A 15899-nucleotide genomic window follows, 5' to 3' on the forward strand; every position below is an offset into this window, starting at 1 on the left:
TTACCGGCCCGGACCTCCGGTGCGCAGAAGGTCCGGAACCGCCTCCCCCCGAGGACGAAGTGCTGAACGTGGCAGCGCCGACGGGCGTGCACCGCATTTTCCGGCCGGAGAATCCATGACGGCCCGGGGACGGCGGATGGGCGGCACCCATTTGGACCGCTTACGATCCTCTGCGTGTCCAAACTGACCGACCTGCCCAAACGGATCCTGATCGGCCGAGCGCTGCGCAGCGACAGGCTGGGAGAGACGCTCCTGCCCAAGCGCATCGCCCTCCCGGTCTTCGCGTCCGACCCGCTGTCCTCGGTGGCGTACGCGCCGGGAGAGGTGCTGCTCGTCCTCTCGATCGCGGGCGTGTCGGCGTACAACTTCAGCCCCTGGATCGCCCTCGCGGTCGTGGTGCTGATGTTCACCGTCGTCGCCTCGTACCGCCAGAACGTCCACGCCTACCCGAGCGGCGGCGGTGACTACGAGGTCGCCAACACCAACCTGGGACCGAAGGCCGGTCTCACCGTCGCCAGCGCCCTGCTGGTCGACTACATCCTGACCGTGGCGGTGTCGATCTCCTCCGGCGTGGAGAACCTCGGTTCGGCCGTGCCCTTCGTCGTGGAGAACAAGGTCCTCTGCGCCATCGGCATCATCGTGCTGCTGACGCTGATGAACCTGCGTGGCGTGAAGGAGTCGGGCAAGCTTTTCGCGATCCCGACCTATGTCTTCGTCGCAGGCGTCTTCATCATGATCGGGTGGGGTGCCTTCAAGGGACTGGTGCTCGACGAGACCATGCAGGCCCCGACCGCCGATTACGTGATCAAGCCCGAGCAGCCCGGAATGGGCGGAGTCGCGCTGGTCTTCCTGCTGCTGCGGGCGTTCTCCTCCGGCTGTGCGGCGCTCACCGGCGTCGAGGCGATCAGCAACGGCGTACCCGCGTTCCGCAAGCCCAAGAGCAAGAACGCCGCGACCACGCTGGCCATGATGGGTCTTCTGGCCGTGACCATGTTCTGCGGCATCATCGCCCTGGCCATGGCCACCGGTGTGAAGATGGCCGAGAACCCCGCCGAGAACCTGCTCCACAACGGCGTCCCGCTGGGCCCCGACTATGTCCAGAATCCGGTGATCTCGCAGGTCGCCGCCGCTGTCTTCGGCGACGGTACGTTCTTCTTCGTCGTCCTCGCCGCGGCCACCGCGCTGGTGCTGTTCCTGGCCGCCAACACGGCCTACAACGGATTCCCGCTCCTCGGCTCGATCCTCGCCCAGGACCGCTATCTGCCGCGCCAGCTGCACACCCGCGGTGACCGGCTGGCCTTCTCCAACGGCATCGTGCTGCTGGCGGGCGCGGCCGCGCTGCTGGTGTGGATCTACGGAGCCGACTCGACCAGGCTGATCCAGCTGTACATCGTCGGCGTCTTCGTGTCCTTCACGCTCAGCCAGGTCGGCATGGTCCGGCACTGGAACCGTCATCTCGCGAGCGAACGGGACCCCGCCAAGCGCCGCCGCATGAAGCGCTCCCGTGCGATCAACACCTTCGGTGCCTTCCTCACCGGCCTGGTGCTGGTCGTCGTCCTGGTCACCAAGTTCACGCACGGCGCCTGGGTGGCCCTGCTCGGCATGGTGATCTTCTACGCGACGATGACCGCGATCCGTAAGCACTACGACACGGTCGCCGTGGAGATCGCCGCCGAGGAGGAGCGCCCCGACGAGTACGTACGCCCCTCGCGGGTGCACTCGATCGTCCTGGTCTCCAAGATCCACAAGCCGACGCTGCGCGCCCTCGCGTACGCCAAGCTGATGCGCACCCACCAGCTGGAGGCGCTCACCGTCAACGTCGACCCGGCGGAGACGAAGGCCCTGCAGGAGGAGTGGGGGCGGCGCGGCATCGACGTCCCGCTCAAGGTCATCGACTCCCCGTACCGCGAGATCACCCGGCCCGTCGTCGAATACGTCAAGGGACTCCGGCGGGACAGCCCGCGGGACGCGGTCAGCGTGTACATCCCCGAGTACGTGGTGGGTCACTGGTACGAGCATCTGCTGCACAACCAGAGCGCCCTGCGCCTCAAGGGCCGGCTGCTGTTCACGGCGGGTGTGATGGTGACCTCGGTGCCGTACCAGCTGGAGTCCTCCGAGGCCGCCAAGCTGCGGGCGAGGAAGCGCCAGGAATGGAACGCACCCGGCTCGGTGCGACGCGGCCCGGTGAACGAGCGCCCGAAGGAGCCCACCGGCCGCAGTTGACGGCCTTCTCGTGGCGGGCGGCCGTACGAGACCCACGTAGACTGGTGGGCTGTTCTCCCCCCACTCTCGGCTTCGCTCGAGCGGGGGACCCCATGGCCGCCCCCTTTCACCCCTGGAGCCACCTCACCATGCAGAACGCGCCTCAGTCCTCGCTCGTCGGGGAGGAGTACGAGGTCGAGGTCGGCCCCGTCGCCCACGGTGGTCACTGCATCGCCCGCACCGAAAGCGGCCGCGTCCTCTTCGTACGCCACGCGCTGCCCGGCGAGCGAGTCGTCGTCAAGGTCACCGAGGGCGAGGAGAGCTCCCGCTTCCTGCGCGCCGACGCCGTGCGCGTCATCGAGGCATCCAAGGACCGCGTCGAGGCCCCCTGCCCCTACGCCGGCCCCGGCAAGTGCGGCGGCTGCGACTGGCAGCACGCCAAGCCCGGCGCCCAGCGGCGACTCAAGGGCGAGGTGATCGCCGAGCAGCTGCGCCGGCTCGCCGGCCTCACCCCGGAGGAGGCCGGCTGGGACGGCACGGTCGCCCCGGCACCTGGGGACAAGGTGCCGGCGGGCGAGGTCCCGCAGTGGCGCACCCGGGTGCAGTACGCCGTGGACGAGCAGGGCCGCGCGGGTCTGCGCCGGCACCGCTCCCACGAGGTCGAGGCCATCGACCACTGCATGATCGCCGCGCCCGGCGTGAGCGAGCTGGGCGTGGAGAAGCGGACCTGGCCGCAGATCGCCTCCGTCGAGGCGATCGCCGCCGTCGGCTCCCAGGACCGCCAGGTGATCCTCACCCCGCGTCCGGGCGGCCGCCTCCCGATCGTCGAACTGGACAAGCCGGTCTCGGTGCTGCGGATCGGCGAGAAGGACAAGGCCGTGCACCGTGTGCACGGTCGCCCCTTCGTCCGCGAGCGCGCCGCCGACCGCACCTGGCGCGTCGGCATGGGCGGCTTCTGGCAGGTGCATCCGAAGGCCGCCGATGTGCTGGTCGAGGCTGTGATGCAGGGCCTGATGCCGCGCAAGGGCGAGATGGCGCTCGACCTGTACTGCGGTGTGGGCCTGTTCGCGGGCGCCCTCGCCGAGCGGGTGGGGGAGAAGGGCGCGGTGCTCGGCATCGAGTCCGGGAAGCAGGCCGTCGAGGACGCACGGCACAACCTCCAGGACCTGCCGCGGGTCCGTATCGAGCAGGGCAAGGTCGAGCAGGTGCTGCCGCGCACCGGCATCACCGAGGCCGACATCGTCGTGCTGGACCCGCCGCGGGCCGGCGCGGGGAAGAAGACCGTCGAGTACGTCTCCGGGCTGGGCGCCCGCCGTATCGCGTATGTCGCCTGCGACCCCGCGGCGCTGGCCCGCGACCTCGCGTACTTCCGCGAGGGCGGTTACAAGCCGCGCACGCTGCGCGCCTTCGATCTTTTCCCGATGACGCATCATGTGGAGTGCGTGGCGATCCTGGAGCCGGTGAAGTAGGGACTCTGACCTGCGATTTTGTGCGTGCACAGTATGGGCGGTGTGGGCGTTACGGGCGATATCTTGACGCTGAGATGACGCTCGTTCTGACGGGGCGTCACCTGACTGATCGTGCAGGTCGTGCCAGGTGGAGGGCGCGTTCCCGCGGGCTGTCTTTGCAGGAACTCGAAGGAAACTAAGCCGAGTTCCTGCATGCCGTAGTTCGGCGGGCCGGACGTTGGCGGAGCGGGCGCTCAATGGGTCGGTCCGTAAGGGCTCCAGTGCCCGAGGAAGGGCCTTAGTACTGCAACCGCATGTGGGGGTCGTGGCCTCGGCGTTGGTAGTGGCATCGGCGGGCTCGGGCTTGGCTGCGGCGTCGGAAGTGTGACCAGTGCAGACGGTGCTCGTTGGTGTGGCAGTGGCGCGTGATGACGACGTGCCCGATCATCCGGCGGATCTCCGGGACGCTGAGGGGTATGAGGTCTTGCTCGTTGTCTCCGCTGCCCCTTTTGCGGCTTCCGCGGCGCGAGTGGCGGTCAGGTAGGCGAGGGCGGCCATCGCGAGGGTGATGTGCCGGTACCAGGCTCGGTAGAGGCGGACCTGGTAGTGGTCCAGGCCGCACTCGCCCTTGGCGATCTGGAAGCATTCCTCCACCTGCCACCTCGCGCCTGCGGTCCTGACCAGGTCTTTCAGCCGGGCCGTGGCGGGACCGCAGCAGACGTAGTAGGCGAGCCCGGCGTCTGGGGCGGAACCCGTAGGAACACGGGAGGAAATCCGCCTCAAAGATCGGCTCCAACACCAGCTTCAGGGACGCCTGGACCACCCGGTCCCGCACGGTGGGGATCCCCAGCCGACGGCGCTCGGCCTTGAGCAGCGCGAACTCCAGCGCGTCGGTATTCACCAGCGGCCTCCCGGCATTGCAGCATCCTCCCTGCCGACTTGCTGGCCCCCTTCGCCATGCACGGAGCTTTCCTCCGCTCGGACTACTACGGGGCCTCCGCCCCACCTGCTGACCTCAGCCGGCAATGGGCCTGCCCTCGATCTCCGGACCGGATGCCCGGAAAGTGGGGGCGACCGCAGGCGGTTCCCACGTTCACCATGTGCCGATCGGCCAGGTCGGCGTCCCGCTACTACCCCGGCAGCATCACCACGCCTACGCCGCAGACCTTCAGCGTGGCCTCCCCACCGGCAGTTGGAGACCGGCTTCGGAGTTGACCACCCCTGTCGAAGCGAGCGATCACGCACTGCACCCCGGGCCCATATCCGCCAGATTTGAGCCCGGTGCAAGACTTACGGGGCTTTACACGGATTCCTCTTCGTACGCCTTTTGGCCTTGCTTGCCGAACCCGACGCGTCTGGCAGTACCGCGCCGTTCCGGCGTTGTCAGGGCTGCTTTCCGTCCTCACCGGCGTTCCCCGGCTCGGACTGCCCTCAGCTTCTACCCGGCCGCTGCGACGGCCCGGCGGTAGAGGTCTTCCACCCCCACTTGGTCACATGGCGCCTTGTGGCGCACCCACCCGTTCTTCCTTTCCAGCGGCGCGAGCAACGTGCTCAGGTAGTCCAGAGCCCGTTCACGCGGCTCCGACCTGCCAAAACGTCCCGCGAACCGGGCATGAAGCCCGACTATCCCCTCGGACCAGTCCTCGATCTGCGCGACCGTCAGCGATTCATCACACAGTCAGCCAACGACTAAGACGACGACCAGTCACACCACATGCGGTTGCAGTACTAAGGGTGAGCTCAATGATCATCTCGGGCGGGAGAGCGGGGGCGGGCCGACGAAGGCCCCACGAATGCCGGCGTCGCTTTCCTGGCTCCGGGTGGGGAGGCTGGTGGAAGTCTTCACGCTCTGTATGTCGATGACACAGGCCGACGGGCTGGAACTTATACGGCCCTCGATCTGCCCCTCCAGCTGCATCAGCAGGCCATTGAGCTGGGCGAACACTTGCGCCGCTCGTGAGGCTACCAACGGTGATCAACTCGTTGCCCGAGGTGTGCCCTCGGTAGTGCATGCCGACTCCAGTCTCCCGTTACACGCGTTCAGCGTGCTGCGGATGCCGGTGATGAGCCGACAGTTCGTGACGCCGGGCTCCTCGTGGAGTCATCTATGCTCGCGCCCAGTTGGTATGACCAGTTCGCTTCAGGGGGCGGGGAGCCGCATGGCCGATGAGATCAAGTACGAGTACAAGGCCGTGCAGACGGTTCGGGGCACCGACGGTTTGGTGATCTCGAAGATGCAGAAGGACGGATGGGAGCTCGTGGAACAGCTCCCAGGCAGACTTCGCACCACCCTCAACTTCCGTCGGCCGAAGAGGCCACTACCGTGGCGTCTGATTGGGGCGGGGGCTGCTGTCCTCGTGGTCTTGGCCGCCATCATCGGCACTGGCGTTGCGCTCGGCGACGGAGACGAGGAGAAGGGCGCGTCAGCCAGTTCGACGGCCAGCAGCGAGAAGCCTTCCGTTACGCCGCCCGCAGACGAGCCGACTGCCGCTGAGGTGATCACGGCGCACAACAATCGCGAGTTCGCAGCGTTGTTGAAGGCGGACCCGTGTGACGAAGCGAACGTGAACTTCGCAGCCAAGCACGAGGGGCGGACAGTCGCCTTCGACGGGTCAATTAGGCACATGGCGTCCTACGGGGATGATCAGACGCGCTTCGACTTCCTTCTTGGCCCGGGCGACAAGGGACCGCAGACGACGGACGGCCCGAACTTCAAGTACGAAGACGTCAACACCGGTAACCTGCACCTGACCGGCAAGCAGGTCCCTGCCACCGTTGCAGTTGGCGACAAGTTCCGCTTCGTCGCCGAGGTGATCGAGTTCAACACGGTTCAGTGCGTCTTCCGCCTCGCCCCGGTCTCGACGGAGACCCGGTAGCCGAAATGGGCAGCCTGCCCATCATGGAGGGGGCTGCCCGATGGAACGGCACCCCCGCTCCATCCATTCGAGAGTTCTGAACTTCCCGACCAGATTGTCAGACCGCAGCGTCATCATTGATCCATGCCCGCATCCAGCCCTGCCCAGCGGCTCGCCGACCACGTTCAGCACCTACTTGGCAGCGGTCCGTTTCCCCAGCCCGGCGGATGGACCCACATGGGTGCTGTCATCTGCGACGTCAGCTTTCAGCCCCGGTGCAAGTACGAGGGGACTCTCCGACCGCGGCTCCTCCATCTGCAATTGAGCTGGCCTGATGCAAGAACAGTCCGCGGCTTCCAGCGCCGGCTCGTCACGGAAGACCTTGCCGTGGCCATGAAGTTCAACCACGTACAGAAGGTCGCGACGGCTCACGCCATCACCGACCTCCTCGCTGCCCACGGGGTCGATACCCGCGAGGACCTCCACACCTGGCTCGATCATCAGGCCAATCGCGCCGCTCTGCGCACGGTGAAGGGAGTGGGGCCGAAGAGCATCGACTACATCGGCAATCTCGTCGGCCGTGCGCACGTCGCCGTTGACGTACATCTGCGCGCCTTCGCCGTGGATGCTGGTGTTCCGGACCTCCCATACGACCAGTTGCGCGCAGTGTATGAGGAAGCCGCCGCGCTTCTCGGGCACGACAAAGGCGGACTGGAGCATGCCGTTTGGCGGCATAGGTCGAAGGCCACCCGTGGCGTTGGGCGGAGTGGTGGAGGAAGGCCGCGCAGTGGCGGGCGCGGGTGTGGAGGTCGGTGAGGCTTTCGCCGTCTTCGCAGCGTAGGGAGGGGTTGGCGAGGCGCCGGGCTCGCCAGGCGCGGTAGGCCGGCGGGTAGGTCTCGGCCGTGCGGCCGAGGACGATGCTCGGGGCTCGCCATTCGGCGAGGAGGCCGGAGGTGGCCACGATCGGCAGGCCTGTGAGGTGCGAGACGAGGGTGGCGGTCTGGCGGGCACGGGGGATCGGACTGGTGACGATCGCGGTGATGCCCTCGGGAAGGGGCAGGGAGCGGCGGACGAACTCGGCGCTGGTGCTCTTGCCGCACTCGCTCAGCCCACCGAAGGCGATGACCCGGCGCAGATGCCGACTCGGCTTGATCTCCGCGGGGGCGGCGTCGTCCCGGCCGTACAGCTTGAAGCGGGCCGGTACGGGGAGTCGGCGGCGGCCGGCGACGACATCGGAGACCAGCGCGTCGAGGGCGGCACACAGCTCCTCCCGCTGGCCGTGGAGCGCGGGGACGCGCCGACGGGCCAGCTCGTCCCGGGCCGCCGCCCGCTCGCTGTGCCAAATCCGCAGCGTCAGCACCGACAGACGGTCGACGACGGAGGCGAGCGTCTCGGTGTGCAGCGGAGCGCCGGCGCGGCCCGCGTCCGCCAGCGAGCCGAGGACCTCATCGGCCCGCTCGGCCAGCGCGTTGCGTTCAGCGTTGAGCTGGTCGATCTCCCGCTTGCAATCGGCGACTTGGGCTGCGGAGAGCAAGGCGCCGCGCACCCGGTCCTCGGTGTCCCACAGGCGTCCGTTGACGGTGTGGAGCCGGGTGACGGCGTCGTCCAGACGGTGCCGGTCCTTGTCCTGGAGCATGGCCATGGCGCGGGTCAGGCCCGGGGGCAGGACCAGGGGCGGGGAGTTCTGGGTCATCGGGGACTCCCGTCGGTGAGTCGGGGGCGGTCGACATGGCCGAGTACGTCGGTGTGGATGTCGTCCAGGGAGCGGCCCTCGCAGTCCACTACCGTGGTGTACGTGCCGTGGTCGGCCTGGTGGAGCAGGACCGCGTGCAGCGTCTTCTGGTAGGCCGGGTAGATTCCGGTCCACGGTCGGCCCTCACGGACGCTCGTTATGGCGTAGCTGCGTTCGACGTCGAGGGATGGCAGCAGGAGGATCGAGGTCTCCGGTGCGGCGGCTCGCGAACCGGTGATGCCCGTCACGGTCTTGAACGCCTCCCCGACCGTCAGTCCGTCCTTGACCACGCAGGTTGCGGTGGCCACGGCGAGGAGCATGGGCAGGCCCCGGTCGAGAAGGCCCGTACGCCCGTCCTCACGGGCGGCGGCCCGCTTGGCGTGGCCGACGAGCAGCATCTCGGTCAGCTCGACCGTCGTGGACGTCTCGAACCACCACCGGGCGTAGTCGCCGGCCACGGCCCGCGCCCACGGCTCCGGGTCGTGCTCGTGGACCGCTCCCAGCGGCTGGAAGTCGCCCCACCGCTCGGCCAGCCGCACCAGGTGGGTCGTCTTGCCCACGTTGTCAGGGCCGTTGAGGCTGACGAAGTCCGGGACCTGCGCCATCGCTCACGCCTCGTGGATCGGGCTGTCGAGGACGGAGACGATCGCGTCCGCGTTCGCGGTGATGAAGTCGGCGAGCTCCGGCGGCATCAGGTTCAGCTCACGGACAGCCTCGACGGTGAACGGCACCCGGATCACCTCGTACCCGCCCCGCTCCGGCTTGGCGAACTCCGTCCCCGTACGCGCGGCCAGGTCCATCGATTCCAGCCGCGCGGCGAAGATGTGCTGGACGCCGATCCCGTCCTCCAGCTCGTCGGTGATCAGGTGGACGAGCTCGGCACGCTCCAGCTTGCCGCCCAGCTCCTCGAACACCTCCCGGTGCAGAGCCGCCTCGATGGTCGCGTCGTCCTCCTCGACCCCTCCGCCGACTGACACCCAGTACGGCTCCCTCCCCGGCTTGGTGCGCTTGATCAGGACCAGCTCGTCGCCGTCGAGGAGGATGGCGCGAGCGTTGCGCTTGACGATGTCGGTCATGCCGTTTGCTCCTTCTGGTGGTGGTACAGGAGAGAACGGGCGGAGGGCCGCCTGGTGGCGGTGGGCACCTCCCCGGCTCGGTGGACACAGCATGGTGCAGGGCGATGGCAGGGTGTGACGTACGGGTGCTGCAGCAATGCCGCAGTACTGCCGAACAGGGCTGGCTACGCTGGTCGTTTCGGCGTTCCACCGGGTGACGGACAGGGGTTACGACGGTGGTCACGGTGCAGCGATGGTCCGGTCGGGAAGCCCGGCTGTTACGCGACGCCCTGCGCATGAGCCTGCGGGACTTCGCCGCCTACCTGGGCGTTAGCGACGGGACCGTGTCGAACTGGGAGGGCGGCGGGGCGAGTTACCAACCTCGTGCCGAGTCTCAGGCCGTCCTCGATACCGCGCTCGGCCGCGCGTCGGGCGACGCGAAGGCCCGGTTCGCGGCAGCGCTGGGAACGAGTGACGCAATTGCACCAGTCGCAGGCCGGATCGAAGTCGACTCCCACAAGTTCCTGCCGGTCTTCATCGGCGTCGAGCGCGCCGGCCGGCTCCGCGCACACATGACACCGAGCGTGGATGATCAGTGGCTGGAGTCTTCCTCGGCCCGAGTGGACCGCCCCCAAGCGCAGGACTGCGTCCACGATGCTGAGGGGCGCGCCGCCGACGGACGAAGTAGGACCCGAACTACAGGTGTTGTGCCCGCCGGTAGTGGCGGTCGAGGTTGGGGACTCCTGGCGGGGTCTGCGTGAGGGGACACCCTTGAGGGGGTTCACCGGCCTGGACACGGCGGCCTTCGGTGGGAAGTTCACGAGCAGGTGGACGTGGTGGGCCTCGTCGTTGAACTCGACCGGCTCGGCCTCGAAATCCTTGCACACGGCCCGCGTGATCTCCTCGCACCGTGTCGGGTGCCGGTCGGCGAAGACGAAAGTGCCGGTACTTGGTCACGAAAACCAAATGGACGTGAAGCCGAAAGGCACAGTGACGGCCCGTACGAACGTTCTCGTCGATACTCATAAACCAACTGTGTAGCGTGATCGGTGTGCAGCTTCGGTACAGCTTCCGGCTGTACCCGAGTGCCGGTCAGCGCACGGCGCTGGCGAGGGCGTTCGGGTGTGCGCGGGTGGTCTACAACGACGCGCTTCGCGCTCGGGAGACCGCCCGCAGCGAGGGGCTGCCGTTCCCGAAGACCGGCGACCTGTCCAAGCAGCTCATCACCGAGGCGAAGAACACCCCGGAACGGGCCTGGCTCGGCGAGGTCTCCACTGTCGTACTGCAGCAGTCCCTGCGGGACCTGGATGCCGCGTACCGGAACTTCTTCGACGGCCTGAAGGGCAAGCGCCCCCGCATGGGCGCACCCCGGTACAAGTCACGGAAGGACACCCGGCAGGCGGTGCGGTTCACCGCGAACGCCCGCTGGTCCATCACCCCGGGGCACAAGCTGCGCCTGCCGAAGATCGGCGACCTGAAGGTCAAGTGGTCGCGGACACTGCCCTCGACCCCGTCCACGGTGACCGTGGTCAAGGACAGCGCGGGCCGGTACTTCGCCTCCTTCGTGGTGGAGACCGGCCCGGAAGAGGTGCTGCCGGAGACGACGCCCGAGGTGGGCATCGATCTTGGGCTGGGGCACTTCGCCGTCCTCTCCGACGGGACCAAGGTCGACTCTCCGCGCTTCCTGCGCCGGGCCGAGAAGCGCCTGAAGAAGGCGCAGCGTGCCCTCTCCCGCAAGGAGAAGGGCTCGAAGAACCGGGACAAGGCCAGGATGCGCGTCGCACGGGCACACGCCCGTGTCGCGGACGCACGGCGCGAGTTCCACCACCAGCTCTCCACACAGCTGATCCGTGAGAACCAAGCGGTCGCTGTGGAGGACCTGGCGGTGAAGGGGCTCGCCCGCACGCGTCTGGCCAAGTCCGTGCACGACGCCGGATGGTCGGCGTTCGTGACCATGCTGGAGTACAAGGCCGCCCGGTACGGGCGGACCTTCATCAAGATCGGCCGCTTCGAGCCCACCTCCCAGGTGTGCTCGCAGTGCGGCGTGAAGGACGGCCCCAAGCCCCTTCACGTCCGCGTGTGGACGTGCGGGGCCTGCGGGGCCGTCCTGGACCGGGACATCAACGCGGCGGTCAACATCGCCAAGGCGGCCGGACTGGCCGTGACAGCCCGTGGAGCGCAGGTAAGACCGGGACTCGTCCCGGCACCGCGCAGCGAAGCGGGAACCCACCCGACACCACAGCCCTCAACGGCGCGGTAGGCGGGAATCGCCCTCGTTCACGGGGGCGAGGATGTCAAAGATCCTGATGATCCCCCTCCTGTCCGGCATGGCCGCCCACTTCCTGCCGCACAGGACTCCGAGCGCCAGTCTCCACGTGGTCTCCCTCGCCCCCGGGGCCTTCTCCCTCGTCGTCGCCATTGCGGTATCCGGAGCCAGCACCTACCTCTGATGGTTCTGAGGCGGATAGGTCCTGCCGGTCGACCTGGGACTGTAAGTGCGTTGTGGCAAACCGGATCTCGTTCGAGCGCACTGGCACCCGCAACCGGAGCCAGCAGCCGGCTCCGGGAACCGGCACCCCCACCCCCACCGGCTCCCGGAACCGCAACCGGTTCCCGCACCAGCAACCCCGCAACCCCGTTCGCACCACCCGGTGCTTTATACGTAGGACCCTGGAAGGCCACAGGAGTCACACGAACAACACCCATTCGATTACGACCCCTCCGCATCATTCGGAATGCCGACGACCGCGTTTGGATTCGGTGGTGTCGGGTATCCGGGCGGCCCCTGCCGGCAATGGATCGCAAAATCGTTCTGGGAACCCTTGCACGTCCCTCACATCTCGACCTAATGTCGTGCCTGCACAGACCGACCGACCACGTGTCGGGCTTCGTTTTCGCAGGGCGCCGGACGGAAAACCCCGTCCGGCGTAAGTGATTTCGGAACGAACGGGACGGTTCATTTGAGCATATCGGGGACGCGGCGGGCTTCCGTTCGTTTCGCCCACATGAATTCCGGGCAACTCGTCGACCGATCTCAATTCATCGGATCGGCGGCCATCGATCGGACATGGGCGTGGGGTGATTCCCGCGGTGCCGGGGTCCGGGTGTGTGTCATCGACAGCGGTGTGACACCGGACCATCCCGAGGTCGGCCCCCTGCTGGGGGGCGCGTACACCGTTCAGCGCGTCGCGCCCGACGGCGCCGGTTCGGGTGCCGGTTCGGGTGTCGGTTCTCCGGGGGAGTACCGCATGGTCCCCGACCTGGAGGGTGATGCCGCCGGCCATGGCACGGCCTGCGCGGCGATTATCCACCGGGTAGCCCCGGAGGCCGCTCTGGCCAGCGTCCGGATCCTGGGGCCGGGCCTCGGCGGGGACGGGAACGCCCTGCTGGCGGCGTTGCGCTGGGCGGTCGCCGAACGCTTTCAGGTGATCAACCTCAGCCTGTCCTCCCGCAAGGAGGACTTCAAGGCCATGCTCCACGACATCGCCGACGAGGCGTACTTCAGCCGGGTGGCGATCGTGGCCGCGGCCCACAACAGTCCGGTGCGCAGCTTTCCCTGGACGTTTCCTTCGGTGATTTCCGTCGGCTCACACGAGAGCGAGGACACCGAACGCCTCGAGGTCAGTTCCGATCCGCCGGTCGAATTCTTTGCCGCTGGCGTGAAGATCGAGGTGCCGTGGACGAACGGGTTGAGTTCGCGGCTTTCCGGGAACAGTTTTGCCGCGCCGCATGTGAGTGGCTTCGTCGCTCGCCTTCTCGGTAAACATCCGAATCTTCCGGTGAGCGAGATAAAACACGTGCTTGCTGCATTGTCCGACAATTTTTTTGTTGATACCGACGATTTAGCGGAAGGAGCCGGGCATGACGCCATCGGGGAATGACGCTCTTTCTTCCGGGACGCCGGGCGGCGCCCCGTTGTCCCGGCGTGACGAGGTCCTGCGTTCGACGGTGCGGTTGGCGCGGCTGGTGTTCGGCGCTCCCGCGTCCTCGATCTTCCTGCACGATTCGGTCGCGGGCTCCCTGGTGCTGGAGGCGACGTCGGATCCGCAGGAGGACCACCTGCTGGGCTGGGAGATCCCCGATTACAGCGGGATCGCCGGCTGGGTGTTCCAGAGCGGCGAGGCGGTGATCGCCGACGATCTGGACAACCACCCCCAGTTCAACCGGGAGTTCGCCGCTTCCACCGGACTGGTACCGAAGACGATCATCGCGGCGCCGCTGGAGACCGCGGGGTCGGTCTTCGGGATCATGGAGGTCCTCGACCCCGATCTGGGTTCGCGCGGCGAGGCGGCGGTCATCGAGCTGGTGTCGGAGCTCGCCCGCCAGTGTTCTGCGGCCCTCGCGATCGTGGGGGATCCGTCCGGTCCGCCGGCGCCGCACGCGGCGGCTGCCGAGCGGCTGACGACGCTGGTGGGTGAGCTGGCCCGCTCCGACGATCCCGCCGCCGAACGTGTCCTGACCTCCCTCGAGGAGATCGCCGCCGTCCTCGCACGTGGGAAGGGGTGACCGCGCATGCATCTGCTGGAGATCGGCGCCCGGCGCAGTGTTCCGGCGGCCGGCGTCTACCTGGCCCTGACCCGTCGGTGCCCGCTGTCGTGCGCGCACTGTTCCACGGACTCCTCGCTCAGCAGCGAGCAGCACCCCGAGACCCCGTTCCGCAAGCTGGTGGAGTCCTTCGACCCGCAGACCCGGCCCGACCTGCTGCTGATGTCCGGCGGTGAGGCGCTGCTGCGCGCGGGGCTGGTGGCTGATCTGGCGCGGATCGCGCGGGCGGTGGGCACCCGGTCGTACGTGCTGTCGGGCATGTGGTTCGCCCGGGAGGGACGCCGGCTGCCGGCGGCGGTCCATGCGGCGGTCCGGGAGGTCGACCACTTCGCCGCGAGCCTCGACGAGTTCCACGAACGCGAGGTGAGCCGCGCCGAGGTTTTCCGCGCGATGCATCTGATCCGGGAGATCGTGCCGGGCGTCAGCTTCCAGATCACCGGCCGCAACGACGACGACCCCTATCTCACGGGTCTGATCGCCGATGTGCGGCGGGAGTTCGACGATCAGGTGCCGATCCTGGTCGGGACGCTCAGCGCGATCGGCCGCGGCCGGAACCTGGCGGGGCTGGCGCCCTCCGCACCGACGTCCGGCCTGCCGGTGGCGGCGGTGGACCCGTGCGACCGGGTGACCTGGCCGCTGGTGACGTACGACGGCACGGTGTACGCGTGCTGCAACCAGGATCTTGTGGAGCGGCGGCAGCCCGAGCATCTGATCCTCGGTCACGCGGGGCGTCAGTCGTGGCCGGAGTTGCGTGAACTCTTCCTGGAGCGGGAGATGTTCCGGGCGTTGCGGGCGCTCGGCCCGAGTTATGTCGCCGGTCGGTTCTCCGAGAGGGCGTGTGACAAGGGGATGTGCGGCAACTGCGTCGGGCTGGCCGGTGACCGGAAGGCCGCGGTGCGCCTGGAGGCCTATCTGCGGACGGACAGTGGCCGGCTGCTGGAGCGGACCGCCCGGGAGGTCGTCGAGCGGCAGGACGCGACCGCGTTCTCCATCCGTCGTTCGCGGCACGGGGATCTGGTGGCTCTGGGATCGGAGGAGGGTCATGGAACGCCGGCCCACGCTCGCTGACACCGAGGCCGCCCGCCGCAGCGCAGGAGAATCGGTTCTGCTCTACATCACCGATCAGTGTCCCGTCGGCTGCGCGCACTGCTCGGTGGACGCACGCGCCGACGGCGGGCGGGTCGTGGACTGGGACGTTTTCCGGGATGTCGTCGCTGGCATCCGGGAGCTGCCCGGGCTGCGGTCGGTCGCCGTCTCCGGGGGTGAACCGTTCGCGGAGCAGCGGGCGTTGCCGTACGCGATCGGGGAGTTCGCCGCCGCCGGGCTGGAGACCGTCGTCTTCACCAGCGGCTATTGGGCGCGCGAGAACGGCGGTGCCCCGGCCTGGGTGCGCCGGGTGCTGCCCTTGATCTCGACCGTCTTCCTCAGCACGGACGGCTTCCACCAGGGCGGTGTTTCCGGTCCCCGGTTCGTCTCCGCGCTGCGCGCGGTCCGTGACGCGGGGAGCCACATCGTGGTGCAGGCGCTGGACGAGGGCGACGGTGCCCGTGACGCCGAGGCGCTGCTGGACACCGCGTTCGGTCCGGACTGGGACCGGTGGGCGGAGACCAAGCTGATCACGCCGCTGCGTTACGGCCGGGGCTCGGGGGTGTTCGCCATCCGGCGTCTGCACACGGCCGGTGCGCTGGCGGCGTGCTCGCTGCTGGGCTCGCCGACCGTGCGCTACGACGGGGTGGCGATCCCCTGTTGCAACGAGGCACTGATCACCGGGCACGGTCCGGCCGAGCTGCGGACCGCCGTGCGTGGTCCCGCGGATGTCGCCGCGGCGCTGTCCGGGTTCCGGCGGGACGCGCTGCTGACGGTCATGGGAAGCGTCGGCCCCGGCGGGGCGGCTCGGCTGCCCGGTTTCGAGGCACTGGGCGAGGGGCGCTTCGAGAACGTGTGCGGCGGGTGCTGGAAGGCGTACGACATCGCCCGCACCTCGCCGGCGGCTGCACGGGCGGTGCGGGCGCTGGGCGGAATGCTGGCGACAACCGGCGAGACATCTGGGAGGGGATGACCG

At 68.4% G+C, this 15899-nt stretch carries 12 protein-coding genes and 4 pseudogenes; 10 read left to right on the forward strand and 6 right to left on the reverse strand.

Annotated features, from left to right (window positions below; all coding sequences use genetic code 11):
* Positions 1-174 precede the first annotated feature (174 nt).
* Together ABD858_RS24690 and ABD858_RS24695 are read left to right on the forward strand one after the other, a co-directional pair.
* A complete protein-coding gene (locus tag ABD858_RS24690) occupies positions 175-2223 on the forward strand; it encodes an APC family permease (RefSeq protein WP_345041371.1) in 2049 nt (682 codons plus the stop codon).
* A 128-nt stretch (positions 2224-2351) separates the two neighbouring features.
* Positions 2352-3671, forward strand: coding sequence for a class I SAM-dependent RNA methyltransferase (locus ABD858_RS24695; protein WP_345041373.1), 1320 nt, complete (start codon positions 2352-2354; stop codon positions 3669-3671).
* A gap of 423 nt (positions 3672-4094) precedes the next feature.
* On the opposite strand, the pseudogene ABD858_RS24700 reads toward ABD858_RS24695, so the two are convergent.
* Together ABD858_RS24700 and ABD858_RS24705 are read right to left on the reverse strand one after the other, a co-directional pair.
* Positions 4095-4382: pseudogene (locus ABD858_RS24700) on the reverse strand (IS701 family transposase); the annotation flags it as partial.
* 781 nt (positions 4383-5163) lie between these two features.
* Positions 5164-5298, reverse strand: a pseudogene (locus tag ABD858_RS24705) (IS701 family transposase); the annotation flags it as partial.
* A gap of 511 nt (positions 5299-5809) precedes the next feature.
* On the opposite strand from ABD858_RS24705, the gene ABD858_RS24715 reads away from it, so the two are divergent.
* Entirely contained in the window at positions 5810-6526 is a 717-nt protein-coding gene (locus ABD858_RS24715; RefSeq protein WP_345041376.1) for a DUF4839 domain-containing protein, read from the forward strand.
* A 415-nt stretch (positions 6527-6941) separates the two neighbouring features.
* On the opposite strand, the gene ABD858_RS24720 is transcribed toward ABD858_RS24715, so the two are convergent.
* From ABD858_RS24720 to ABD858_RS24730, 3 genes are read right to left on the reverse strand one after another with little or no spacing between them, the layout of a single operon-like run.
* Entirely contained in the window at positions 6942-8198 is a 1257-nt protein-coding gene (locus ABD858_RS24720) for a DUF4254 domain-containing protein (RefSeq protein WP_345041378.1), read from the reverse strand.
* Positions 8195-8842, reverse strand: a complete 648-nt coding sequence (locus tag ABD858_RS24725) for a hypothetical protein (RefSeq protein WP_345041380.1) — start codon at positions 8840-8842, stop codon at positions 8195-8197. The genes ABD858_RS24720 and ABD858_RS24725 overlap by 4 nt, the downstream gene beginning before the upstream one ends.
* A gap of 3 nt (positions 8843-8845) precedes the next feature.
* Complete coding sequence (locus tag ABD858_RS24730) at positions 8846-9313, reverse strand: NUDIX hydrolase (protein WP_345041383.1); 468 nt, start codon at positions 9311-9313, stop codon at positions 8846-8848.
* A 275-nt stretch (positions 9314-9588) separates the two neighbouring features.
* Between ABD858_RS24730 and ABD858_RS24735 the strand changes: the two are divergent.
* Positions 9589-9942: pseudogene (locus ABD858_RS24735) on the forward strand (helix-turn-helix domain-containing protein); the annotation flags it as partial.
* On the opposite strand, the pseudogene tnpA reads toward ABD858_RS24735, so the two are convergent.
* Positions 9943-10318 (reverse strand): annotated as a pseudogene (tnpA, locus tag ABD858_RS36870) (IS200/IS605 family transposase); the annotation flags it as partial. It lies immediately after the preceding pseudogene.
* Between the two features lie 25 nt (positions 10319-10343).
* Between tnpA and ABD858_RS24745 the strand changes: the two are divergent.
* The 6 genes from ABD858_RS24745 to ABD858_RS24770 all read left to right on the forward strand — a co-directional run bounded on the left by ABD858_RS24745 (position 10344) and on the right by ABD858_RS24770 (position 15896).
* Entirely contained in the window at positions 10344-11552 is a 1209-nt protein-coding gene (locus ABD858_RS24745) for an RNA-guided endonuclease InsQ/TnpB family protein (protein ID WP_345041385.1), read from the forward strand.
* 31 nt (positions 11553-11583) lie between these two features.
* Positions 11584-11742, forward strand: coding sequence for a hypothetical protein (locus ABD858_RS24750; RefSeq protein WP_345041387.1), 159 nt, complete (start codon positions 11584-11586; stop codon positions 11740-11742).
* 555 nt (positions 11743-12297) lie between these two features.
* Complete coding sequence (locus tag ABD858_RS24755; RefSeq protein WP_345041389.1) at positions 12298-13173, forward strand: S8 family serine peptidase; 876 nt, start codon at positions 12298-12300, stop codon at positions 13171-13173.
* The gene (locus ABD858_RS24760) at positions 13154-13798 is read left to right on the forward strand and encodes a GAF domain-containing protein (RefSeq protein ID WP_345041392.1); all 645 of its coding nucleotides are present in this window, start codon (positions 13154-13156) and stop codon (positions 13796-13798) included. The genes ABD858_RS24755 and ABD858_RS24760 overlap by 20 nt, the downstream gene beginning before the upstream one ends.
* Positions 13799-13804: 6 nt before the next feature.
* Positions 13805-14905: a radical SAM/SPASM domain-containing protein gene (locus ABD858_RS24765; protein ID WP_345041394.1), complete on the forward strand. Its 1101-nt coding sequence runs from the start codon at positions 13805-13807 to the stop codon at positions 14903-14905.
* Entirely contained in the window at positions 14880-15896 is a 1017-nt protein-coding gene (locus ABD858_RS24770) for a radical SAM protein (protein ID WP_345041396.1), read from the forward strand. The genes ABD858_RS24765 and ABD858_RS24770 overlap by 26 nt, the downstream gene beginning before the upstream one ends.
* Positions 15897-15899 lie beyond the last annotated feature (3 nt).

Origin of the sequence: Streptomyces sannanensis, from assembly GCF_039536205.1 — a bacterium.
In the GTDB taxonomy this organism is placed as follows: Bacteria; Actinomycetota; Actinomycetes; order Streptomycetales; family Streptomycetaceae; genus Streptomyces; species Streptomyces sannanensis.

What these genes read in the sequence shown, in the direction of transcription:
- ABD858_RS24760 (WP_345041392.1), top strand. Translation starts at nt 13,154, where the DNA reads ATGACGCCATCGGGGAATGACGCTCTTTCTTCCGGGACGCCGGGCGGC.
- ABD858_RS24725 (WP_345041380.1), bottom strand. Translation starts at nt 8,842, where the DNA reads ATGGCGCAGGTCCCGGACTTCGTCAGCCTCAACGGCCCTGACAACGTG.
- ABD858_RS24730 (WP_345041383.1), bottom strand. Translation starts at nt 9,313, where the DNA reads ATGACCGACATCGTCAAGCGCAACGCTCGCGCCATCCTCCTCGACGGC.
- ABD858_RS24695 (WP_345041373.1), top strand. Translation starts at nt 2,352, where the DNA reads ATGCAGAACGCGCCTCAGTCCTCGCTCGTCGGGGAGGAGTACGAGGTC.
- ABD858_RS24750 (WP_345041387.1), top strand. Translation starts at nt 11,584, where the DNA reads ATGTCAAAGATCCTGATGATCCCCCTCCTGTCCGGCATGGCCGCCCAC.
- ABD858_RS24755 (WP_345041389.1), top strand. Translation starts at nt 12,298, where the DNA reads ATGAATTCCGGGCAACTCGTCGACCGATCTCAATTCATCGGATCGGCG.
- ABD858_RS24765 (WP_345041394.1), top strand. Translation starts at nt 13,805, where the DNA reads ATGCATCTGCTGGAGATCGGCGCCCGGCGCAGTGTTCCGGCGGCCGGC.
- ABD858_RS24770 (WP_345041396.1), top strand. Translation starts at nt 14,880, where the DNA reads ATGGAACGCCGGCCCACGCTCGCTGACACCGAGGCCGCCCGCCGCAGC.
- ABD858_RS24720 (WP_345041378.1), bottom strand. Translation starts at nt 8,198, where the DNA reads ATGACCCAGAACTCCCCGCCCCTGGTCCTGCCCCCGGGCCTGACCCGC.
- ABD858_RS24715 (WP_345041376.1), top strand. Translation starts at nt 5,810, where the DNA reads ATGGCCGATGAGATCAAGTACGAGTACAAGGCCGTGCAGACGGTTCGG.